Genomic DNA, 21,053 nt, shown 5'->3' on the forward strand with positions numbered 1-21,053 from the left:
GCGGACCTGTGGATAACTTCTGTGGATAACGATGATCTGCAGGTAGGACTGGCTAGAACCGGCCGTCCTGGCAGCGCGCCACCCAGTCCGACGCCGCCATGAACTCCTCGTCCGAGGTCCACGCCGGCGTCGGCCGGGCCTCGGACGGCGTGATGTCCGCGCGCGGGTAGGAGCCGAGGAAGCGCACCTGGAGACAGATCCGCTTCAGGCCCATCAGGGCCTCCGCCATCCGCCGGTCGGAGATATGACCCTCGGCGTCGATGCAGAAGCAGTAGTTGCCGATCCCGGCGCCGGTCGGCCGGGACTGCAGCAGCATGAGGTTGATGCCTCGCGAGGCGAACTCGCCGAGCAGGTCGCGCAGGCCGCCGGGGTGGTCGTCGCGCTGCCACAGCACCACCGAGGTCTTGTCGGCGCCGGTCGGCGCGGCGGGCCGGGCCGGGCGGCCGACCAGCACGAACCGGGTCTGCGCGTTCTCCGCGTCGTGGATCTCGGTCTCCAGGGCCTCCAGGCCGTACTTGGCGGCGGCGAACTCGCCCGCGAAGGCGGCGTCGTAGCGGCCCTCCTGGACCAGGCGGGCGGCGTCCGCGTTCGAGGCGGCCGACTCCCAGACCGCGTCCGGGAGGTGAGCCCGCAGCCAGTTGCGCACCTGCGGCTGGGCCGCCGGGTGGGCGGAGACCGTCTTGATGTCCGTGAGCTTCGTGCCCGGCCGGACCAGCAGGGCGAAGGTGATCGAGAGCAGTACCTCGCGGTAGATGGTCAGCGATTCGCCCGCGACCAGCTCGTCCAGGGTGGTGGTGATGCCGCCCTCGACGGAGTTCTCGATCGGCACGAACGCGGCCTCGGCCTCGCCCGTCCGCACCGCGTCCAGCGCGGACTGCACCGACACGTACGGGACGAGTTCCCGGGTGGCCGCTTCCGGGAGCGTCCGCAGGGCGACTTCGGTGAAGGTGCCCTCGGGGCCGAGATACGCATAGCTCGCTGGCATGTCCCTCACCCTAATGGCCGCAGACCGCCGCGGCTCGGGTGTCTCACAAGAGCCACTCGACCGGGTGGTTTCAACGCAGAAAGCCCAGTAAAATCGGTAAACCCCGTAATCCGCCGGATTCGGGCTAACCCTCCAGCAGCCGCTGCCCCACGTACTCGCCCTCGGCCGCCCCGCCCGGCACCGCGAACAGCCCGCTCGCCTCGTGCCGGATGAACTGCGACAGCGCGTCGCCCCGGTCGAGCTTGCGCTGCACGGGTACGAAGCCGCGCAGCGGGTCCGCCTGCCAGCACACGAAGAGCAGACCGGCGTCGGGCGTGCCGTCGGCGTCGAAGCCGTCGTGGTAGGAGAACGGGCGCCGCAGCATGGCCGCGCCGCCGTTCTTGTCGGGCCGGGTGATCCGGGCGTGCGCGTTGAGAGGGACGACGTACTCGCCCTTGGCGTCCGTCTTCTCGAGGTCCATCGGGGTCGTCTCGTCGCCCCCGGACAGCGGCGCGCCATTGGACTTGCGGCGCCCGATGACCGCCTCCTGGGCCGCGACCGACAGCTTCTCCCAGTCGTCCAGGAGCATCCGGATACGGCGTACGACGGCGTAGGAGCCGTTCGCCATCCAGGCGGGCTCGCCCGTGGCGGGCACGAAGACGCGCCGGTCGAAGTCGGGATCGGCGGGCTTCGGATTGCGGGTGCCGTCCAGCTGGCCCATGAGGTTGCGGGCCGTCATGGGGTGCGCGGTGGCGCCCGGGGTGCGGTTGAAGCCGTTCATCTGCCAGCGCAGCCGGGCCGCACCGCCCGCGTCCTTCTGGATCGCGCGCAGGGCGTGGAAGGCGACCAGGGCGTCGTTCGCGCCGATCTGCACCCACAGGTCGCCCTCGCCGCGTGCCTTGTCCAGGTGGTCGGAGGAGAAGTCCGGCAGCGGGTCCAGTGCGCTCGGCCGCTGCTGCTCCAGGCCCGTCCTGCCGAAGAAGCCGTGCCCGAAGCCGAAGGTGATCGTCAGTGAGGAGGGGCCGGCGTCACGGGCCACGTCGGTGTCGTCGTGGGGCGCGGCCTCGCCGGCCATCAGCCGCTCCGCCGTCGTCGACCAGCGGCGCAGCAGGGCCGCCGCCTCCTTGCGGCCGGCGCCCGCCGTCAGGTCGAAGGCGACGAGGTGGCCGCGTGCCTGGAGTCCCTCGGTGATGCCGGGCTGATGTTTCCCGTGAAACATCGCGCGGTCGGAGCCCACCGAGGTCAGCGGGGTGGCCTCGGCGGGCGCGGTGGCGTGGCCCACGGCCCCGCCGGCCGCGCCGAGCACGATCCCGGTGGCGCCGGCGGTGCCGAGCAGCGCGCGCCGGGAGATGCCGTGACCGCCCTCGGGGCCGGGCGCCGGAGCAGCCTGGGTGGATGTACGGGCCGACGGAATGGACTGGTCGGGCATGGTGTCGTTCAGCCGATCTGCGCGTTCTTGGAGACGGTCACCTGGTCGATGTCGGAGGTGCGCACGGTGACGGCGATCTTCCAGTCGCCGGCCATGGGGATCTGTACTCCGCTCGCCGACCAGTGGCCGGTCGTGATGTGGTCGGGGGTCACGGGCAGCGGGCCGATCTTCTTGGCCTCGAGGGTGAATTCCACCTTCACCTCCGGGATGTCGAAGGGCTGACCGCCTGGCTTCTGGACGTAGATGTGCATCTCGTTGGCGCCCACGCCCGCGGGATCGAGGTCGACGCTGACCACGCCCTTGCCGTTGGTGCCGCCGGTGTCGAAGGGCATGTCCAGGGTCAGCGCGCCGTTCGTGGGCGCCGTGGCCGCACTGGAGGACGAGGTGGCGGCCTTGGCGTCGAGTTCGGTGCGGCCCGGCTCGGTCTGGGTCAGCGCGGTGGTGACGGCGAGGAGGACGACCGCGACACCTGCCTCGGCGAAGACCGAGCGGCGCAGCCCGAAGCGGTGGGGGTCGCCGTCGCGCAGCCGCCTCTGCCGTGCGGCGTCCATCGCGGCCCGCTGCCGGGCGAGCTGCGCGGCTCGCATAGGGGCACCGGTGCCGGCCGCCTTTCCGGCTTCGGCCGCCTTCGAGGCGGAACCGGACGCCCTGGACGCAGAGACCGATGCCTTCTCGGCCTCCCCGGCAGCCTCCTCCCCGGTCTCCCCGGTCTCCCCGGCCTTCTCGGCTGCTTCGGACCTCCCGGCCACCGCACCCGTGCCGGCGACGTCGGCGAGCCGGCGCGTCCAGCGCCGCGACACCGACGCGATGCCGACCATGACCGCCACCAGGCCGATCTTGACCAGCAGCAGCTGCCCGTAGCGGGTGTCGGTGAACGCCGACCAGGAGCCGAGCTGGCGCCAGGACTGGTAGGCGCCGGTCGCGGCGAGAGTGAGGACGGAGCCGAAGGCCAGCCGGGAGAAGCGGCGGACGGCGGCGGCCTCCACCGGGGTCTCGGCGGGTGCCCGGTACAGGGCGACCAGCAGGGCGGTGAGCCCGCCCAGCCAGGCGGCGACGGCGAGCAGGTGGACGACGTCGACGGGCATGGCGATCCCCGGCTGGAGCCCCACCGAGGCGTGCTCGGCCATGGCCCAGCTGGTCGCGAGCCCGGCCGCGACGACCACGCCGCCGATCGCCAGCCCGAAGGTCAGGTCGCGCTTCTCCTCGCCCTCTTCCCGCTTGGTGTAGGCGCCGAAGAGGACGGCGATGAACAGCGCGGCGGCGGCGAGCAGCAGCAGCCGCGAGACCAGGGCCGCGCCGGTCTTGGTCTGCAGCACCTGGCCCAGCAGCCCGAGGTCGAAGACGTCGGCGAACTTCCCCGAGGTCGTGTACGAGCCGCGCAGGAGCAGCAGCCACAGGGTGGCCGCGGTGAGGGTGAGCCAGCCGCCGACGACCAGCCGCTGCAGGGCCCGTACGCCCGCCCCGCGCTGCCAGCAGGCGAGTACGAAGGCCGCGCCGCCCGCGAGCACGATGAAGCCGGCGTACGACGCGTACCGCCCGATCGTGTAGAGCGTGCCCACGGCTCCGCCGCCCGCGGTGGGCCCGGCGCCGGAGACGACCGTCGGCGAGGGCGCCCCGATGGAGAAGGTGTAGGCGCCGGAGACGGGGTGGCTGTCGGCCGAGACGACCTGGTAGGTGACCGTGTAGGTGCCCTTGCCCAGGCCGCCCTTGAGCCTGACGGCGTACGTCGTCCCGCTCAGGTTGCCGGGCTTGCCGGTCTGGACCGCCTTGCCGCGGGGGTCGAGGACGCGCAGGGAGTTGTCGTTCATCGCCACCTTCTCGGAGAAGGTGAGCGCCACCTGGCTGGGCGCCTGCTTGACCACCACCCCCTGCGCGGGGTCGCTGCCGGTCAGCGCGGCGTGCGCGGAGGCCGGGGCGGCCCCCGCGAGCAGCACGCCGGCGACGGCGAACAGCAGCAGTACCAGGCTGCGCAGGCTGCCGTTCCTCCCCTTGGGGGTGATGGTCCGGGTCAAGGTGGTCCCTCCCTCAGTGGCCGGTCGACGGGTTGTACGTCGCGGACTTCACCGGCATCTCGACGGTGAGGGGCCCGGACTTGGCGAACGTGAGCTTCACGGTGACCGTCCGGCCCTGCTTCGGCTGTCGCTTCAGCTTCTCGAACATCAGATGGTTGCCACCGCTTTTGAACACGAGTTGACCGTGGGCGGGTATGGCGAAGGAGGTCTGCTCCTGCATGGCGCCGCCCATGGTGCTGTGCATGGTGACCTGGCCGGCGATGTCGCTGGACACCGAGGTCAGCTCGTCCTCGGCGGCGCCCTTGTTGGTGATCGTCAGGAAGCCGGCGGCCATGTCGGCGGAGACGGGCTGCGGCATGTACGGCCCGCTCACCGACAGTTCGGCCTTCGAGGAGCCGGAGCCCGACGCCGACCCCGACCCCGAGTCGGAGCAGCCCGCGAGGGCCAGCGCACCGGCGAGGGCGGCGGCCGTGGTCACAACGGTGGTACGGCGCCTCACGGGTTGGCTCCCTTGACGAGCTTGGGCAGGTCCTTGGTGTAGTCGTCGACCGTGGCGTCCTCGCCGTAGAGGACGTAACCGCCGTTCGTCTTCGGCGAGAACGCGATGACCTGCGTGCCGTGCACCGAGACGAGCTTGCCGTTCTTGTCCTTCGTCGTCGGCTCCACCGAGATGCCGAGCGAGCGGGCGCCGGCCTGGATGGTGGCGAAGTCGCCGGTCAGGCCGATGAACTGCGGGTCGATGCCCTTGAGCCACTTGCCCAGCTCGGCGGGGGTGTCGCGGCCGGGGTCGGTGGTGACGAAGACGACCCTCAGATCGTCCTGCTCGGCCTTGGGCAGCGCCTTCTTGGCGACGGCGATGTTGCTCATCGTCGTCGGGCAGATGTCGGGGCAGTGCGTGTAGCCGAAGTAGACCAGGGTCGGATGGCCCTGGGTCTCCTTGCGGAGGTCGTACTTCTTGCTGTGCGTGTCGGTGAGGACCAGGTCCGGCTTGGCGAAGGGCTGGTCGAGGACGGTGGCGGCCTTGCCCGAGCCGGACTCCTGCGAGACCACGGCGACCGGCGACTTGGTGTGGTCGCCGCTGCCGCAGGCGGAGAGGGCCAGGGTGGCGGCGGCGAGCAGCGTGGCCGCGGCGAACGTCTTCTTGCGCATAGAAAAATGTCCCAGATGTGATGACTCCGGTGCGCACCGGGGTCGTACGGCCCCGGTGCGCGGTCCGGAAGGAAGGGGGCTAGGCGGTCCGGCGGCGGCCGGCGAGGACGCCGTAGGCGACGCCCGCGACGCCGACGACGATGCCGATGATGCCGAGCACGCGCGCGGTGGTGTCGGTGTCGTGGGAGCCGGGGTCCGTGGCGGCGGCCGTGCTCCCGGTCTCGTCGGAGGCGTCCTGGGCGTTCGCCGCGCCGTGGCCGTCGGCCGCGGCGGACAGCGTCAGCACGGGGGCCGGGTTCTCCGGCTCGTCCTGGCCCGCCTGTGGTACCTCGATCCAGCGGACGACCTCCTTGTCGGAGTACGTCTGCAGCGCCTTGAAGACGAGCTGGTCGGTGTTCCCGGGCAGCGCGCCGATGGAGAGCGGGAACTTCTGGAAGTAGCCGGGCTGGACGCCCTTGCCGTCGGCGGCGGTCCAGGTGACCTTGGTGACGGCCTCGTCGATCTTCTGGCCGTGCATGGTCAGCGGCTTGTCCAGCTTGGACTTGGTGACCTTCACGTTCCAGCCGGCCAGCGGCTCGGGCATGACCGAGGCGAGCGGGTGGTCGGCCGGGAAGTCGACCTCGAGCCGGGTGGTCGAGGCGTTGTCGCGCTCATTGGGGACCTTGAAGTCGACGACCGCGTAGCCGCCCTTGGCCGCGGCGCCCTCCGGCTGCACACTGACGTGCGCGAAGGCGGGGACGGACAGGGCGAGGACGGCCGTGCCGGCGACGGCAGCGGCGGCGGTGACCCGAGAGGCGATACGAGAAGCCTGCATGGCAGGAGCACTCCACTCTGAGAGTTTCCGGTGACGTAGAGAGGTACGCGTGCGCGTGCGCGTACCGGTGCCGCTCGGGGCGGACCGGCGGCGGACCCCGCTCGGTCGGAGCCGGGAGCCGGGGAGGTGGCGCACGCGCGCGTGCCGCGCGACGGCGGCCTCTGCACCGGGGGCGGAGTGCGCGCGTCGCGTCAGGCGGCGAGGAGGAGGCCGGCGGCGGGCGGGCCGCGCCGGATCACCGTGTGCTGAAGTGCGGTGGTGTGCGGGGCGGGTGCCTCGTCCCGAGCGCCGTGACGGCCTCGCGGGGCGGGCTCGGCGGCGGGCAGCAGCCCGGCGCACAAGGCGCACACCAGCGCGAGCGCGGCGCGCAGGGATCGTACGAGCGCCCCCTCCGTGACTCCGTGCGCCGACAGCTCGATCAGCCGCAACAGGGCCAGATCACCGCGGCGCAGCAGCCAGCCGGCGGCGACGGCCGCGAGGACGTGACCGAGCAGCATCGGCAGCGAGGGCAGCAGCCCCGCGGAGGAACCGGTGACGTCGTAGGCGTGGGACAGCGTGCCCGGGCCCGCGACGGGCCGGCCCGAACGGTCGACGAGGTGCGCGGCCAGCAGCACGTGGAAGGCGCGCCCCGGGGTGAGCGCGGCGGGGCTCGATCCGCACAGCAGCCGCGCGGCCTGCTCGACGAGCGCGGAGTCGCTCAGCGAGGAACCCGCCGCGCCGGTCGCGCCGGTGCCGTTCACCGGCCCCGGCGCCATGCCGCCGACCATCGCGGCACCGTGCTGGCCCAGGCCGAACAGCGTGTGCAGTGCGGTCTGGCCGAGCGCGAGGAGCGCGGCGATGCCCGGCAGCGAGCGGGCCCGGCCGGCGAGCGGCACCACGACCAGCAGACAGCCGAGGAAGCCCGCGCCGAGCGTCCACAGCGGGACGCGCGCGCAGGAGGCCAGGGTGTGCCCGCCCGCGGCCAGCACGACGCAGACCGCGGCGAACACCGCGGCCCGCAGGATCCGGAGCCCGGCTCCGGGGTGCGCCGTGCGCGTGTGGGGGGCAGACATGGCGGCCTCATCATCGCACTGCCCTTACCGGCTCCCTACGGCAGGGCGCCGGAGCCGCCCCACATACACCGATTCCTCCCCGGGCACATCGGCCATATGGGCGGCGTCACGTCAACGGTGTGCTTACGGCCCCCTTTGGGCGGCAATACGTAACGGTATGTCGAGCCGCGGCCAGGAGGCTGGAGCATGAGCATCTGGTGGTCACTCCATCTGCGCCGCGAGGCAGCGAGCGTCCCGCTCGCCCGGCGGTTGCTGATCGGCACCATGGAGACGGCGGGTGTCGACCCCGAGATCTCCTACGACCTGTCCGTCGCCCTGACCGAGGCCTGCGCGAACGCAGTCGAGCACGGCGGGGGCCCGGCCCGCGGCGGCAGGTCGGAGGCGTACCGGGTGACGGCCTACCTCGACGGCGAGAAGTGCCGTATCGAAGTGGCCGATTCGGGACCGGGGTTCACCTCCGTGCCCGTCCTCGCCCAGGACATCCGCACCGCCCGCCCGGACGCCGAGCACGGCCGCGGCCTGTGTCTGATCCGGGAGCTGGCCGATCACGTCCACATTGGCGCCAAGCCCGGCCGGGGTGGGACGGTGGTCAGCTTCGACAAGATCCTCAAGTGGAAGAAGGACCCTTCCCTGCTGACGGCGTGACGGCGTGACGGCGTGACGGCGTGAGGGCGTGAGGGCGTGACGGCCACGCCGCCCTGCGGTTTCGGCCGTCGCTTGCCGCGTCAGCCGTCCAGCACCTTCGCCAGCGCCTCCAACGCCTCCGGATAGGCCCGCTCGCGCGGGGTGCCGTAGCCGACGACCAGGCCCTGGGGGCGGTCGGGCCCGGGGGTGTGCCAGTGGTCGCCCAGGGTGCCGAGGGCGAGGCCCTCGGCCTTCGCGCGGGCCAGGGCCGCGGCCTCGTCGGGCACGTCGATCAGGGCGTGCAGTCCGGCCGCGATACCGCGCACGTTCCGGTGCGTCCCCAGCCGGTCCAGCAGTTGGTCGCGGCGGCGCCGGTACCGCAGGCGGCACGCGCGTACGTGCCGGTCGTAGGCGTGGCTGTCGATCAGTTCGGCGAGGGCGAGCTGGCCGATGGTCTCGGTGTGGTGGTCGCTGTGCAGCTTGGCGTCGGCGACCGCCCCGACCAGGTGCGGCGGGAGCACCATCCAGCCGAGGCGCAGCCCCGGGCCGAGCGTCTTGGAGGCGGTGCCCAGGTAGATCACCTGGCCCGGTGCCATGCCCTGCAGCGCGCCCACCGGCTGGCGGTCGTAGCGGAACTCGCCGTCGTAGTCGTCCTCGATGATCAGTGACCCGTGCGCGCGTGCCCAGTCGCCGAGCGCCCGGCGCCGCTCGGGGTGCAGGGTGACACCCGTCGGGTACTGGTGCGCGGGGGTGACCACCACCGCGGCCGCCTCGCCCAGCTCCTCGGGGCGCGCCCCGTGCGCGTCGACCGGGACCGGCATCACCGTGCCGCCGTTGCGCCGCACCACCTCGCGGTGGAACGGCAGCCCGGGGTCCTCCATGGCGACGGTGGCGCCGTCCAGCACGCGCGTGAGGAGCGCGAGTCCCTGGACGTACCCGGAGGTGATGACGATCCGCTCCGGGGGCGCGATGACCCCGCGGGCCCGGCCCAGGTAGCCCGACAGGGCCGTGCGCAGTTCGATGCGGCCGCGCGGGTCGCCGTAGTCGTACGCCAGGGAGGGTGCCGTCGCGATGGCGCGGCGCAGCGCGCGCAGCCAGGCCGCTGCCGGGAACGCGCCGACGTCCGGGCTGCCGGGGCGCAGGTCGAAACGCGGCGCACGCGCGTGTGCGGGTGCCTGCGGCGCCTCGGCGGCCGGCGCGGGCAGCGCGGCGACCCGGGTGCCCGAGCCCTGCCGGGCCGTCAGGTAGCCCTCCGCCACCAGCTGGTCGTACGCCGCCTTCGCCGTGCCCCGTGAGACGCCGAGATCGGCCGCGAGGCGCCGGGTGGCCGGCAGCCGGGTCCCGGGCGTGAGCCGCCCGTCCCGGATGGCGTCCCTGAGCGCCCGCTCCAGCCCGATCCGGCGGCCGTCCCCCGCATCGGGCTCGAGATGCAGATCCACACCCGCACCGGACCAGAAAACCTCCACGAATACCCTCCCCCTAGGCATGCCAATGGCCGGGCACCTCCCCGGCACCCGGCCATTGAAACGCAGATCAGCCCTTCAGCGAGGCCATCCACGCCTCGACCTCGTCGGACCGGCGCGGCAGCCCGGCCGAAAGGTTTCGGTTGCCGTCCTGCGTCACCAGGATGTCGTCCTCGATCCGGACGCCGATGCCGCGGTACTCCTCGGGCACCGTCAGGTCGTCGGCCTGGAAGTACAGGCCCGGCTCGACGGTGAGGACCATGCCGGGCTCCAGCGTGCCGTCGACGTAGGTCTCGGTGCGCGCGGCGGCGCAGTCGTGGACGTCCATGCCGAGCATGTGACCGGTGCCGTGCAGGGTCCAGCGGCGCTGCAGGCCCAGCTCCAGGACGCGCTCGACCGGGCCCTCGACCAGGCCCCACTCGACGAGCCGCGCGGCGAGCACGTGCTGGGCGGCGTCGTGGAAGTCGCGGTACTTGGCGCCCGGCTTCACGGCCGCGATACCGGCTTCCTGGGCCTCGTACACGGCGTCGTAGATCTTCTTCTGGATCTCCGTGTACGCACCGTTGACCGGCAGCGTGCGCGTGACGTCGGCGGTGTAGAGGGTGTGGGTCTCCACGCCCGCGTCGAGCAGCAGCAGGTCGCCGGAGCGGACCGGGCCGTCGTTGCGGACCCAGTGCAGGGTGCAGGCGTGCGGGCCGGCGGCGCAGATGGAGCCGTAGCCGACGTCGTTGCCCTCCACGCGCGCGCGAAGGAAGAACGTGCCCTCGATGTAGCGCTCACTCGTCGCCTCGGCCTTGTCGAGGACCTTCACCACGTCCTCGAAGCCGCGCACCGTCGAGTCGACGGCCTTCTGCAGCTCGCCGATCTCGAAGTCGTCCTTGACCAGCCGGGCCTCGGAGAGGAAGACGCGCAGCTCCTCGTCGCGCTCGGCGGTGACCTTGTCCCTCAGCGCCGCCTCGATGCCGGCGTCGTGGCCGCGCACGACGCGCACCGGTCCGGTGGCCTCGCGCAGCTGGTCGGCCAGCTCGCGCACGTCGGCGGCCGGGATGCCGTACAGCGCCTCGGACTCGGCGAGGGAGTGGCGGCGGCCGACCCACAGCTCGCCCTGGCCGGAGAGCCAGAACTCGCCGTTCTCGCGGTTCGAGCGGGGCAGGAGGTAGATCGTCGACTCGTGGCCGCCGTCCTTGGGCTCCAGGACCAGGACGCCGTCCTCGGTCTGGTTGCCGGTGAGGTAGGCGTACTCGACGGAGGAGCGGAAGGGGTACTCGGTGTCGTTCGAGCGGGTCTTCAGGTTGCCCGCGGGAACGACCAGGCGCTCGCCCGGGAAGCGGGCGGAGAGCGCGGCGCGGCGGCGCGCGGTCTCGGCGGCCTGCGCGATCGGCTTGAGGTCACGCAGCTCGGTGTCGGCCCAGCCGGACTGCATGTTCTCGGCCAGCTCGTCGGAGACGCCCGGGTACAGGCCGTTCTTCCGCTGCTTGATGGGCTCCTCGGACTCGGTCTCGGGGCCCTCCGCGGTAGCGGAGTCGGGCACAGCCGGGTTGAGCTCGTCGGACACGGATCCTCCTCGATACGCCTTGTGATCTCCCCCGGGGCCCGCGCGCTCCTGCTTGTGGCCGAGCGGGGACCTCCATCATCGTACGGTCGTACCGGGAGCGGACCGGGCTCGGACGTCCTGTTATGCCCGGTCATTACAGGTGGGCTCAGTCGAAGCGGGCCGCCAGCAGCACCACGTCCTCCTCGCTGTCGGCCGCGTCCGGACCGTCCGGCAGGGCTGTGCGCAGGACGTGGTCGGCGATGGCGCCGGGGTCGTGGCGCAGCGCGCGCGGGACGCTCGCGGCGGCCGTGTGCAGCCGGGCGAAGGCGCGGTCCATGGGGTCGCCGGTACGGTGCAGCAGCCCGTCGGTGTAGAGCAGGACCGTGTCTCCGGCCTCGGCCTGGATCTCCACGCTGGGCGCCTCCCAGCAGGCGAGCATGCCGAGCGGTGCGGAGACGGAGGTCTCGGCGAACTCGGTGCGCCGCTCGCCGATCAGCAGGGGCGGGCTGTGTCCGGCGCCGGCCAGGGTGACCTTGCGCAGGGCGGGCTCGCAGTAGGCGAAGAGGGCGGTGGCCGAGCGGGCGGGCTCGGTCAGCCGCAGCAGCAGCTCCAGGTCGGACAGGACGGCGACCGGGTCCTCGCCCTCCATCACGGCGTACGCGCGCAGGGAGGCGCGCAGCCGACCCATGGCGGCGACGGCGCTCGGCCCGGAGCCGGTGACCGAGCCGACGGACAGGCCGAGGGCGGCGTCGGGCAGGGGCAGCGCGTCGTACCAGTCGCCGCCGCCGCGCGGGCCGGTGCGGTGCCGGGCGGCGAGGTGGACGCCGGGCACGCGGGGCAGCCGGGAGGGCAGCAGCTCCTCGGTGATGGTCGCCACGCGTGCGCGTGCGTGTTCCACCTCCAGCAGCCGGGCCAGGTGCTCGGTGGCGTGGCGGACGTAGAGGCCGGCCAGATGGCGCCGGCGTTCGTCGGGCGAGGCCGGCTCGTCGTAGAGCCAGACGGCGGAGCCGAGGCGGCCGGCGGAGTCGGAGGCGAGGGGCAGGGCGTAGCTGGCGGCGTAGCCGAGGCGGGCGGCGACCTCGCGGTGGCGGGGGTCGAGGCCGTCCTCGGCGAGCAGGTCGGGGTGGGCGACCTCGGTGCCGGCGCCGGTGTCGTAGGGCAGGGCACCGCGCGGCACGGTCTCGATGTGGCCGAGGTCCGCGTGGCCGAGGCCGAGGCCGAGGGTGGTGCGGGGCCCGAGTCCGTCGGCGGGCTCCAGGACGACGAGGCCGCGGCGGGCGCCGACGAGGGCGGCCCCGGCACGCAGCAGCTCGTGCAGGGCGGGATCCAGCGCGCCCGTGCGGGAGAGGCGTTCGGTGAGTTCGTGCAGGGTCGTGAGGTCCGAGACCCAGCCGGCCAGCCGGTCCTGGAGGAGGGTGCCGGGCGCGGGGGTGTTCGGGGCGGGGACGGGCGCGGGGTCCGGGGAGGACGGGGCGCCGGGGGCGGGAGGTGTGGGCGCGACAGTGTGTGCGGGCGTCGGAACCGTTGGATCGATTCCGGCCACTTTCGGAGGGTGCGGGGCGTTCATGGCGTCCGGCCTTCAGACCGGTGCGTATTGCTGAAAAGCATCGCAAACCCCCATGTCATTCTGCGCCGCTAGCAGTGTCTCCACATGTACACGCACTCGTGAGGGGATGTCCAGCATTGTCCTGCAGGGATTCCTGGTGTCCATGGGGCGGACGAGGGTTTCTTCCGAACCCCTTGCCTTACCGCCAAGTTGGCCTAAAACTGCCTCGGGTATCGGTTCATTGCGGTCGACTGGCCTTGCTCCACAGAGCGTCACAGCGGTCGTGATGGGTACGTACTCGGAGAAGGCCAGGGGTGGTTGGGGACCACCCGGAACCTGGCGACGGACCCGGGCGTCATAGCCACCGACGGCCGAGCCCCATCCTCCCTGGCGGAGGCGGAGAGAAATACGCGCGACGGCAAAACGCCATACTTCGCCACCCCCACGCCGCAACCGTGCTTTTGTCGGACGCACCAGGAACGCGGAAGCGGCCCCTGCTCGACCCTTTGGGGAACCCCCTGCCGTGCACGGGGTGTGATGCGCCAATAGGTACGCACAGTGAAGTGATCGACACATGGTGTGATGTGGACCACGGTGTTGCCAGCGGTGCAACGGAAAGGAACGAGCGCTCATGCGCGAGATCCTCGGAAGGCGACGCAGGCTCCTGTCCAGGCGGAACGACGGGAGGCCTGAGCTGATCAGCGCGGCCCTGACCTTCGCGACCCAATGGCAGTGGCCGGTACTCCCGGGTGTGGCCCCGGACCCGCAGGGACGGGCCCGCTGCGGCTGCCCCGACCCGGAGTGCACGGTGCCCGGAGCACACCCCTTCGACCCCGGCCTGCTCGCGGCCACCACCGACGCGCGCATGGTGCGCTGGTGGTGGACCAACCGGCCGAGCGCGCCGATCGTCCTCGCCACCGGGGGCAAGGCCCCCTGTGCGGTCAGCCTGCCGGCACTCGCCGCCTCCCGTGCCCTTTCCCTGCTCGACCGCCGGGGCATGCGCCTCGGCCCGGTGATCGCCTCGCCGACCTGCTGGGCGTTGCTCGTCAAGCCGTACTCCATGGAGCAGTTGGGCGAGCTGCTCTACGCCAAGGACTTCGTCCCGGGCTCGCTGCGCTTTCACGGCGAGGGCGGCTACCTCGCCCTGCCCCCGTCCGAGACCGGCCAGGGCGCCGTCCGCTGGGAGCGGGCCCCGCTGCCGGGCTCGGCCGCGCCCTGGGTGCCCGATGTGGAGGCCGTGGTTGACGCCGTGGTTGACGCCCTCACTCGTACGGGTGTGAGCGCGCCCGAGTTGTAGGAGTGTCGGCGCGGGCGCGAGGAGCGTGCGCCGCCCGCTCGCTACTTTGCGCTCATGCTGCATATTCCTGGGGGACAGGACCGTCGACATCCGGGGCGCCACGGTCGTCGCCCGTCGCCGCGGGGCGGGCCGGACCCCCGAACGATCCGCCTGCTCGCGCTGGTCGGCGTCGTGACGGCCGCGGTCGTGCTGCCGCTGGCCGTGGCCTTCGCCGGGCAGGTGGGTGAGCCGTCCCGGGACACGGCCGAGCGGCCGCGGGACGCCGTACGCGACTCCTGGCGCGAGGACGCCAAGATTCCCCCCGCCAGTGCCTCTCCCCGGCTGCTCGGGCTGGGACTCGCCACCGCCGCCCGCTGCGGCCCCGAACTGACCTCACCCGAGGGCCTCGAGGCGCAGACCTGTGTGCTGACCCAGGGCGCGGACACCTGGGCGCGCACCTACTACCGCAACGCCACCGGTGAGTCGCTGGACTCCGTGCTGAGCCTGCTGGGGCCGGACGGCCGCAGTGTGCAGATGCGCTGCGTCACCAGCGCCGACGACGAGCCCGCCACCTGCGAGACGCCCCGCGAGCCCAACCGGGGCCTGCCGGAGGCCTACACGGCCGTCGACGAGTTCGCCAGGCGCGGGGCCGACGGCGCCCTGCTGCTGCGGTCGGGCAGCAGTCAGGCGGACGCCGGGAGCAACTCCTGGGTGCCGAAGAGGAGTTGACGCCGCGCCGCGGATCCCGAGCGGTACGCGGGCATGGAAAGACCCGGTTGCTGGCGACGGGGGATGCACCAGCAACCGGGCTACAGGAACCGTAACAAGAGATCGGCGGTTCGCAAATTCCGACCGGGGCATTCGGCCACCGATTTCCCCGTGACGACGGGGAGTTGTGACAGGAGTCACCTGCTTCGCCGGTCGTCGTCACGGCTGACCGACCGTTCAGCCGTGACACACGCGCGCGGAGGCCTCAGCTGAGGGTGACCTGCCGGTTGGTCAGGCCGCCGCGGGAGCGGCGCTCGTCCGCCGTGAGGGGCTCGGTGGCGGCGAGGGCGGCGGCGAGGCGCTCGGCGAACTCGGCGGCCGGCTTCTCCACGTCGTCGGCCGACATACCGCTCGGCAGGTCCCAGACCGGCACCGTGAGCCCGTGAGCACGGAAGGAGCCCACGAGGCGGGTGCCCTCGCCCAGGCTCGAGCGGCCCGCGGCGTGCAGCCGCGCGAGAGCGTCCAGAAGCTGCTCCTCGGGATGCGGCATCACCCAGCGCAGGTGGTTCTTCTCCGAGGTCTCGCACCAGTACGCCGCGTCCACGCCGGCCAGCCTCGCGGTCGGGATGGCGGCCGCGTTGGCCCGCTCCAGGGAGGCGGTCACCTCCGGCGAGGCGTTCTCCGCGTCCGGCACCCAGAACTCGAAACCGCTGTGCACGACCGGCTCGAACGGCGCGCCGGCCGCCAGCAGGTCCTGGAGCCGGGGGCCGTCGGCGGGGGCGCGGCGGCCCTGCACGGGCGTGCCCGGCTGCGCCTCGAGCGCGCGCAGGAGCGTGTCGGCGAGGTCGCGGCTGATGTCGCCGGACGCCGTGTCGTTCTGCAGGCCGAGCAGGACCGAGCCGTCGTCGCGGCGCAGCGCCGGCCAGGCCATCGGCAGCACCGTGGCGAGCGTGACCGACGGGACGCCCTCGGGCAGGCCGTCCTTCAGGGTCAGTTCGGCCGTCGCGGCCGGCACCAGCTCGCGCAGCGCCACCCAGTCGCACTCGCCGGTGATGCCCTCGAACGGGCGGTGCACCAGCTCGGTCACCGCGTGCGCGGCGGCCCGGCCGTGGCAGGCCTTGTAGCGCCGGCCGCTGCCGCAGGGGCAGGGTTCGCGGGCGCCGACAACCGGGATCTCTCCGTCCGTGATCTGTGGCTTGGCCTTCGTCTGGGGTCGCTTCTTGGCCATCGTGGGTGTCTCCCGGTTACGGCGCTTCTCGTACGGGCGGGAGCCTAGCCGCTTTGGCCATCACCGACGGGAACCTGTGGACAACGCACGCGCGCTCGACGCCACTGGTGTGAACCTGTGGGCATTCCGGGGGAGTCGGGCCTCGGTTCAGTCCAGGTCTTCGAAGGCGTCCGCGAAGTCCAGGCGGGCCATGTCCATGTCCGCGAGCGCGGGGGCCGTGACGCGCGTAGCGAAACCGTCGCGGCGGCACCCGGCATCGGGATCGTGGACGTCCTCGTGGACCACCACCCAGACGGTCACCTCGCCCCGGACGTCGTCCCGCACGCCCCAGTCGTCGGCGAGTGCCGTGATGATGTTGAGCCCGCGGCCGCCGTGCGCGGTCACCGACGGGGTGGCCGGCGCCGGGCGGGTCGGACCGCCGCCGTCCGTCACCTCGACGATGAGCCGCCCCCGTGGATCGACCCGCCACGCGGCGCGCACATCGCCGTCACCGGCCAGTGAGCCGCCCAGGGGCCGCCCGTGTTTGCAGGCGTTGCTCAGCAGTTCCGAAAGGATCAGTACGGCATCGTCGATGACCGATTCCGAGACGCCACCGCTGCGCAGCTGTGCGCGCATCCGGTGCCTCGCCTTCCCCACGCCCGCAGGGCCATGGGGTACGGCCATGCTCGACGACGTGGGCACCTCCTGTGCCACCACCAACGCCACCCCCGAGACCTCCTTTGCCCCACGCCACGGTGTGAATGCCCCTTGGACCTGTACCGGAAACCGGCCAATCCCCTTCCGGTGACGCATTCGTAACGCCTCTGCACGGAGCGAACGCGCCGGAGCACTCCCTGTGACGATCGGCTTCTTCGTCTGGTCGTCGTGTGGCTGAATTCCATCGGTGCGGCTGACAAGGGAGGATTCAGCAGCCGCACAGCCGGGTCAAGGGATGCGTACGGCTCTTTACCGGCCTCTTGAGGTCACATGAGGTCACATACGGCCCAGCTGGCGCAGTACCGCGCGCGGGCGGTTGGTGATGATCGCCTCGATGCCCATGTCCACGCAGAGGTCGACGTCCTCGGGCTCGTTCACGGTCCACACGTGCACCTGGTGACCGGCCCGTTTCAGCCGTTCCACGTATCCGGGGTGGTTGCGCACGATGCGGATCGAGGGGCCCGCGATCCGCACGCCCGCGGGCAGCCGTCCGTCGCGCAGCCGCGGTGTGAGGAACTGCACCAGGTAGACGGTCGGCAGGGTCGGCGCGGCGGCACGCACGCGGTGCAGCGAACGCGCCGAGAAGCTCATGATCCGCACCGGGGACTCGGCGGCGGAGTCCGGCGCGTCGAGGGCGAATCGCTTCAGCAGCGTCAGCAGCCGCTCCTCGACCTGGCCGGCCCAGCGCGTGGGGTGCTTGGTCTCGATGGCCAGCTCCACCCGACGCCCGGCGTCCGCGACCAGTTCCAGCAGCCGTTCCAGGGTGAGCACGGAGGTCTCCTCGCGGTCCTCCGGGCGGTGCTCCCAGTCGGGCTCCTCGTTGTCGGAGGCGCGCCCGCGCCAGGTCTCGCGCGTCTTCCAGGAGCCGAAGTCGAGCGCGGCGAGATCGGCCAGCTCCAGTGCGGAGACGGCGCCGCGGCCGTTGGAGGTACGGTTCACCCGCCGGTCGTGGACGCAGACCAGATGGCCGTCCGCGGTCAGCCGTACGTCACACTCGAGGGCGTCGGCGCCGTCCTCGATCGCCTTCCGGTAGGCGGCCAGGGTGTGCTCGGGCGCGTCTTCGGAGGCGCCCCGGTGGGCGACGACCTGGATGGAGCGCTGTGGTGCGTGGGTCACCGCGTCATGGTGCCACCGTCCGGGCGTGCGCGGGGCGGCTCGGCCGCACCCAAGTGCCCGGTTATGTAACTTTTGCCGAAAAGACCCTATGTAAAGACTGGCCGTGGACCCACAGCCACGGCTTATGGTGCTCTGACGGCTGGTGAGAAAAGCTGACCGCATACATACGGAACAGTGAAGACTGACACAGCACCATGCACAGCTGCCGAGCGTGACCGAGTGCGACCGAGAACAACAGCCGTGGCAACAACAGCCGTGGATCGAGGAGAAGAGCTGTGAGCACCGAGAACGAGGGCAACGAGGTACCCCCGGCCCCGTCCGCACCTCCCGTGCCGGTGGGCTCTCCCGCAGTTTCCCCGCAGGGCGCAGCGCCCGAGGGGAACGCACCGACCGCTCCCCTTCCGCCGGTCCCCGAGGACGCTCCCGCCGCCGGGGCGCCCGCGGGCCCGGCCGGCGCCCCGCATGCCTCCGGCCCGGCTCCCGACGCCTCCTGGCCGCCCCCGCCCCCGGCCACCCCGCCCCACGGCGAGGGCCAGACCCACGGCGAGGGTCCGGCGTACGGCGAGGGTCCGGCGTACGGCGAGGGTCCGGCGTACGGCGAGGGTCCGGCGTACGGCGAGGGTCCGGCCTATGGTGCGGGCGGCGCGGGCGGCGCCGGTGGCTTCGGCGGCGGTGCTGGCGGTGGCGCGTGGGGGGCCTCGTACCAGCAGCCCGCCCCCAAGCCGCGCGGGCGCGGCGGACTGGTCGCGGCCGTCCTGGTGGCCGCGCTGGTCGCGGGCGGCCTGGGCGGCGGCCTCGGCTACACCCTGGCCAAGAACCACGACGACAGCGGTTCCACGACCGTCTCCGCCTCCGACAGCGGCGCCACGCAGGTCAAGCGCGCGCCCGGCACGATCGCCAGCGTGGCCGCCAAGTCACTGCCCAGCACGGTCACCATTGAGGCCCAGGGCACCAACGGCGACGGCGGCACCGGCACGGGCTTCGTGTTCGACACCCAGGGCCACATCATCACCAACAACCACGTGGTGGCGGACGCGCTGGGCGGCGGCAAGCTGACCGCGACGTTCCCGAACGGCAAGAAGTACGACGCCGAGGTCGTCGGCCACGCGCAGGGCTACGACGTGGCGGTCATCAAGCTCAAGAACCCCCCGTCGGACCTCAAACCCCTCCCGCTCGGTGACTCCGACAAGGTGGTCGTCGGCGACGAGACGATCGCCATCGGTGCCCCCTTCGGCCTGTCCAACACGGTCACGACGGGCATCATCAGCGCCAAGAACCGACCGGTGGCATCCAGTGACGGCAGCTCCACCAGCAAGGCGTCGTACATGAGCGCCCTGCAGACCGACGCGCCGATCAACCCGGGCAACTCCGGCGGCCCGCTGCTGGACGGCTCCGGCGCGGTCATCGGCATCAACTCGGCGATCCAGTCGACCAACAGCGGTGGCATCGGCGGCTCCGGCCAGTCCGGCTCGATCGGCCTGGGCTTCGCCATCCCGATCGACCAGGCCAAGTACGTCGCTCAGCAGCTGATCAAGAACGGCAAGCCGGTGTACGCCAAGATCGGCGCCTCCGTCTCGCTGGAGGAGTCCACCGACGGCGCGAAGATCACCGACCAGGGCACGGCCGGGTCCGCCGCGGTCGAGTCGGGCGGCCCCGCCGACAAGGCCGGCCTCAAGCCCGGTGACGTGATCACCAAGCTGGACGACATGGTGATCGACAGCGGCCCGACCCTGATCGGCGAGATCTGGACCCACAAGCCCGGCGACAAGGTGACGGTCACCTACAAGCGGGGCGGCCAGGAGCACACGGCGGACCTGATCCTGGGTGCGCGGGTGGGCGACAACTGACCCGCTGCCGGCCGGCACACGCGCGTGGGGGCGCCTCTCGACACGGGGGCGCCCCTCTCCCGGGCCCGGTACCGACCACGGCGCCCGCCGAACGCCCGGTCCCGGTACGCTGTTACCCGCTCCGTCCCAGGTGGACGGCGCGAGGAGGCGTGCCCGAGCGGCCGAAGGGAACGGTCTTGAAAACCGTCGTGGCAGCGATGTCACCGTGGGTTCAAATCCCACCGCCTCCGCACAGGTCGTAGATGTGCAGGTCAGAAGGGGTGCCCCAGGACGAGGGGCACCCCTTCTGCATGGGTCCTGTCTCACCCTGATCCAGCTCTGTCGCGTTGTGGATCGCTGCGTGTGGACCAGGCGTGGACCAGGAACCGGCGGGCCATGTCTGGGAATCCTGCTGGTCAGTGACGCTGCCTGAGCTGAGCCGTGGACCGTCCCCGAGATGCTGGGGCCCGCGCGCCATCACCCCGGGGACGCATCGGAGCATCTACGGCCCCCGGTCCGCCCAACCCTGCCGCTGGCATGGCCGGTTTCATGCGCTACTCTGCGCCCACTATTCGAACATCCGATGCATCGGGTAACAGAAAACGGGGGTCGTGCCATGCGTGGCATGCGATTCCGTACGGTTCTGGCGGTCGCGGCCGCCACGGCGACTCTGGGCACGATCTCCGCCTGTGGCGGAAAGTCCACCTCTGCGACCGACCGACACGCCTCCGCCAAGCCGACAGCGATCGCTGTCTCACCGGTCGCCTACCTGCTCAAGGTGGAGGACGCCACGGCCAAGGTCCACTCGGCCAGGATCGACCAGACCGTCACGGCGGGCACGCTGAGCCAGATGCACCTCGTCGGAGACCACGACTGGGCACATGGTCTGCAGGGCAACGTCACCGTGTCGGTGAAGGCCGCCACTCCGACGCCGGTCCCGGCGATGCAGATGAAGCTCCGCAGCGACGCCATGTACGTGAAGGTGCCCGCCCAGAAGGTTGCCAGGATGGGCGGCAAGCACTGGGTCAGGGAGCCGCTCGCCCTTCTCGCCGCGCAAGGTGCCGCGGGCAAGGCCAGCACCGACCAGCTGAAGCAGGCGAACCCCGCCCTGGCCGTACGGATGTTGATCTCCAGCGGGGATCTGCGCAAGATCGGCCGAGAGACGGTGCGCGGGGTGAGCGCCACCCACTACACCGGCACGCTGGACGTGGCCAAGCTGATCGCAAGCAAGCAGGGCCTGACGCCCGACGACGTGAAATTCCTCAAGAAGCGGCTCGCGGCATCAGGTGCTCCGGAAGACCATGTCGACGTCTGGGTCAACGGCGATAACCTGCCGGTGCAGACGCAGGAGCGGATGCAGACGGACGCCGCCGAGGTCACCTCGACCAGCTATTTCTCCCACTATGGTGTCACGGTCGATCTGTCCGTCCCCGATCCTTCGGACACCTTCACCCTCCACTCGGTGACTGGCGGCAGCCCGACCGGCGCGGCCTGAGCCGGAAGGTTCCAGCAAACCCCTGGTTCCGTAGCGCAGGATCCCAACCTTGACGTAGTGCATCGGGGCTCCGAGAGGACAAAAGGCGCTACCCCCACCTCGGCATGGGTGGGAGTAGCGC

Annotated in this window: 18 protein-coding genes and 1 tRNA gene; 6 read left to right on the plus strand and 13 right to left on the minus strand. The window is 72.1% G+C overall.

The window, feature by feature from the left end:
- Positions 1-52: 52 nt before the first annotated feature.
- The 7 genes from pheA to A6P39_RS22060 form a co-directional block, all read right to left on the minus strand.
- Positions 53-985 (minus strand): prephenate dehydratase, encoded by a 933-nt coding sequence (gene pheA / locus A6P39_RS22030; protein ID WP_067056641.1) that lies wholly within the window; start codon positions 983-985, stop codon positions 53-55.
- Between the two features lie 124 nt (positions 986-1,109).
- Complete coding sequence (efeB, locus tag A6P39_RS22035) at positions 1,110-2,393, minus strand: iron uptake transporter deferrochelatase/peroxidase subunit (protein WP_067056637.1); 1,284 nt, start codon at positions 2,391-2,393, stop codon at positions 1,110-1,112.
- Positions 2,394-2,401: 8 nt separating this feature from the next.
- A complete protein-coding gene (locus tag A6P39_RS22040) occupies positions 2,402-4,405 on the minus strand; it encodes a copper resistance CopC/CopD family protein (protein WP_067056635.1) in 2,004 nt (667 codons plus the stop codon).
- A 13-nt stretch (positions 4,406-4,418) separates the two neighbouring features.
- Positions 4,419-4,904: a copper chaperone PCu(A)C gene (locus A6P39_RS22045; protein WP_067056632.1), complete on the minus strand. Its 486-nt coding sequence runs from the start codon at positions 4,902-4,904 to the stop codon at positions 4,419-4,421.
- Positions 4,901-5,554 (minus strand): SCO family protein, encoded by a 654-nt coding sequence (locus tag A6P39_RS22050; RefSeq protein WP_067056630.1) that lies wholly within the window; start codon positions 5,552-5,554, stop codon positions 4,901-4,903. Before A6P39_RS22050 ends, A6P39_RS22045 begins: the two co-directional genes overlap by 4 nt.
- Before the next feature lie 79 nt (positions 5,555-5,633).
- A complete protein-coding gene (locus A6P39_RS22055) occupies positions 5,634-6,368 on the minus strand; it encodes a YcnI family copper-binding membrane protein (protein ID WP_067056627.1) in 735 nt (244 codons plus the stop codon).
- Positions 6,369-6,559: 191 nt separating this feature from the next.
- Complete coding sequence (locus A6P39_RS22060) at positions 6,560-7,420, minus strand: hypothetical protein (protein ID WP_067056624.1); 861 nt, start codon at positions 7,418-7,420, stop codon at positions 6,560-6,562.
- A gap of 186 nt (positions 7,421-7,606) precedes the next feature.
- Here A6P39_RS22060 and A6P39_RS22065 point away from each other — a divergent pair, with 186 nt between their 5' ends.
- Complete coding sequence (locus A6P39_RS22065) at positions 7,607-8,065, plus strand: ATP-binding protein (protein WP_067056620.1); 459 nt, start codon at positions 7,607-7,609, stop codon at positions 8,063-8,065.
- A gap of 80 nt (positions 8,066-8,145) precedes the next feature.
- On the opposite strand, the gene pdxR is transcribed toward A6P39_RS22065, so the two are convergent.
- The 3 genes from pdxR to A6P39_RS22080 form a co-directional block, all read right to left on the minus strand.
- Positions 8,146-9,510 carry a MocR-like pyridoxine biosynthesis transcription factor PdxR gene (pdxR, locus tag A6P39_RS22070; RefSeq protein WP_067056617.1) on the minus strand — a complete coding sequence of 455 codons (1,365 nt, stop codon included), beginning with the start codon at positions 9,508-9,510 and terminating at the stop codon, positions 8,146-8,148.
- Positions 9,511-9,577: 67 nt separating this feature from the next.
- Positions 9,578-11,062, minus strand: coding sequence for an aminopeptidase P family protein (locus tag A6P39_RS22075; RefSeq protein ID WP_067056614.1), 1,485 nt, complete (start codon positions 11,060-11,062; stop codon positions 9,578-9,580).
- Positions 11,063-11,207: 145 nt separating this feature from the next.
- On the minus strand, positions 11,208-12,608 hold the full coding sequence (locus tag A6P39_RS22080; RefSeq protein WP_067056611.1) for a PP2C family protein-serine/threonine phosphatase: 1,401 nt from the start codon (positions 12,606-12,608) through the stop codon (positions 11,208-11,210).
- Between the two features lie 610 nt (positions 12,609-13,218).
- Between A6P39_RS22080 and A6P39_RS22085 the strand changes: the two genes are divergently transcribed.
- Complete coding sequence (locus A6P39_RS22085; RefSeq protein ID WP_067056608.1) at positions 13,219-13,884, plus strand: bifunctional DNA primase/polymerase; 666 nt, start codon at positions 13,219-13,221, stop codon at positions 13,882-13,884.
- A gap of 171 nt (positions 13,885-14,055) precedes the next feature.
- Positions 14,056-14,592, plus strand: coding sequence for a hypothetical protein (locus tag A6P39_RS22090; RefSeq protein WP_067056605.1), 537 nt, complete (start codon positions 14,056-14,058; stop codon positions 14,590-14,592).
- A gap of 244 nt (positions 14,593-14,836) precedes the next feature.
- Here A6P39_RS22090 and A6P39_RS22095 read toward each other — a convergent pair whose 3' ends face one another.
- The 3 genes from A6P39_RS22095 to A6P39_RS22105 all read right to left on the minus strand — a co-directional run bounded on the left by A6P39_RS22095 (position 14,837) and on the right by A6P39_RS22105 (position 17,611).
- On the minus strand, positions 14,837-15,799 hold the full coding sequence (locus tag A6P39_RS22095; protein WP_067056602.1) for a DUF5926 family protein: 963 nt from the start codon (positions 15,797-15,799) through the stop codon (positions 14,837-14,839).
- 147 nt (positions 15,800-15,946) lie between these two features.
- The gene (locus A6P39_RS22100; protein ID WP_079133852.1) at positions 15,947-16,591 is read right to left on the minus strand and encodes an ATP-binding protein; all 645 of its coding nucleotides are present in this window, start codon (positions 16,589-16,591) and stop codon (positions 15,947-15,949) included.
- 180 nt (positions 16,592-16,771) lie between these two features.
- A complete protein-coding gene (locus tag A6P39_RS22105; RefSeq protein WP_067056597.1) occupies positions 16,772-17,611 on the minus strand; it encodes a glycerophosphodiester phosphodiesterase in 840 nt (279 codons plus the stop codon).
- A gap of 275 nt (positions 17,612-17,886) precedes the next feature.
- Here A6P39_RS22105 and A6P39_RS22110 point away from each other — a divergent pair, with 275 nt between their 5' ends.
- The 3 genes from A6P39_RS22110 (at position 17,887) to A6P39_RS22120 (ending at position 20,932) form a co-directional block, all read left to right on the plus strand.
- Entirely contained in the window at positions 17,887-19,458 is a 1,572-nt protein-coding gene (locus A6P39_RS22110; RefSeq protein ID WP_067056594.1) for a S1C family serine protease, read from the plus strand.
- A 143-nt stretch (positions 19,459-19,601) separates the two neighbouring features.
- A tRNA-Ser gene (locus A6P39_RS22115) sits at positions 19,602-19,688 on the plus strand.
- A 374-nt stretch (positions 19,689-20,062) separates the two neighbouring features.
- Positions 20,063-20,932 (plus strand): hypothetical protein, encoded by an 870-nt coding sequence (locus A6P39_RS22120; RefSeq protein WP_067056591.1) that lies wholly within the window; start codon positions 20,063-20,065, stop codon positions 20,930-20,932.
- Positions 20,933-21,053: the final 121 nt, after the last annotated feature.

Origin of the sequence: Streptomyces sp. FXJ1.172 (genome assembly GCF_001636945.3) — a bacterium.
GTDB lineage: Bacteria > Actinomycetota > Actinomycetes > Streptomycetales > Streptomycetaceae > Streptomyces.

Coding starts and splice junctions, on each gene's coding strand:
- A6P39_RS22100 (WP_079133852.1), bottom strand. CDS start 16,591: ATGCGTCACCGGAAGGGGATTGGCCGGTTTCCGGTACAGGTCCAAGGG.
- A6P39_RS22055 (WP_067056627.1), bottom strand. CDS start 6,368: ATGCAGGCTTCTCGTATCGCCTCTCGGGTCACCGCCGCCGCTGCCGTC.
- A6P39_RS22050 (WP_067056630.1), bottom strand. CDS start 5,554: ATGCGCAAGAAGACGTTCGCCGCGGCCACGCTGCTCGCCGCCGCCACC.
- pheA (WP_067056641.1), bottom strand. CDS start 985: ATGCCAGCGAGCTATGCGTATCTCGGCCCCGAGGGCACCTTCACCGAA.
- A6P39_RS22120 (WP_067056591.1), top strand. CDS start 20,063: ATGCGATTCCGTACGGTTCTGGCGGTCGCGGCCGCCACGGCGACTCTG.
- A6P39_RS22060 (WP_067056624.1), bottom strand. CDS start 7,420: ATGTCTGCCCCCCACACGCGCACGGCGCACCCCGGAGCCGGGCTCCGG.
- A6P39_RS22085 (WP_067056608.1), top strand. CDS start 13,219: ATGCGCGAGATCCTCGGAAGGCGACGCAGGCTCCTGTCCAGGCGGAAC.
- A6P39_RS22095 (WP_067056602.1), bottom strand. CDS start 15,799: ATGGCCAAGAAGCGACCCCAGACGAAGGCCAAGCCACAGATCACGGAC.
- A6P39_RS22065 (WP_067056620.1), top strand. CDS start 7,607: ATGAGCATCTGGTGGTCACTCCATCTGCGCCGCGAGGCAGCGAGCGTC.
- A6P39_RS22080 (WP_067056611.1), bottom strand. CDS start 12,608: ATGAACGCCCCGCACCCTCCGAAAGTGGCCGGAATCGATCCAACGGTT.
- efeB (WP_067056637.1), bottom strand. CDS start 2,393: ATGCCCGACCAGTCCATTCCGTCGGCCCGTACATCCACCCAGGCTGCT.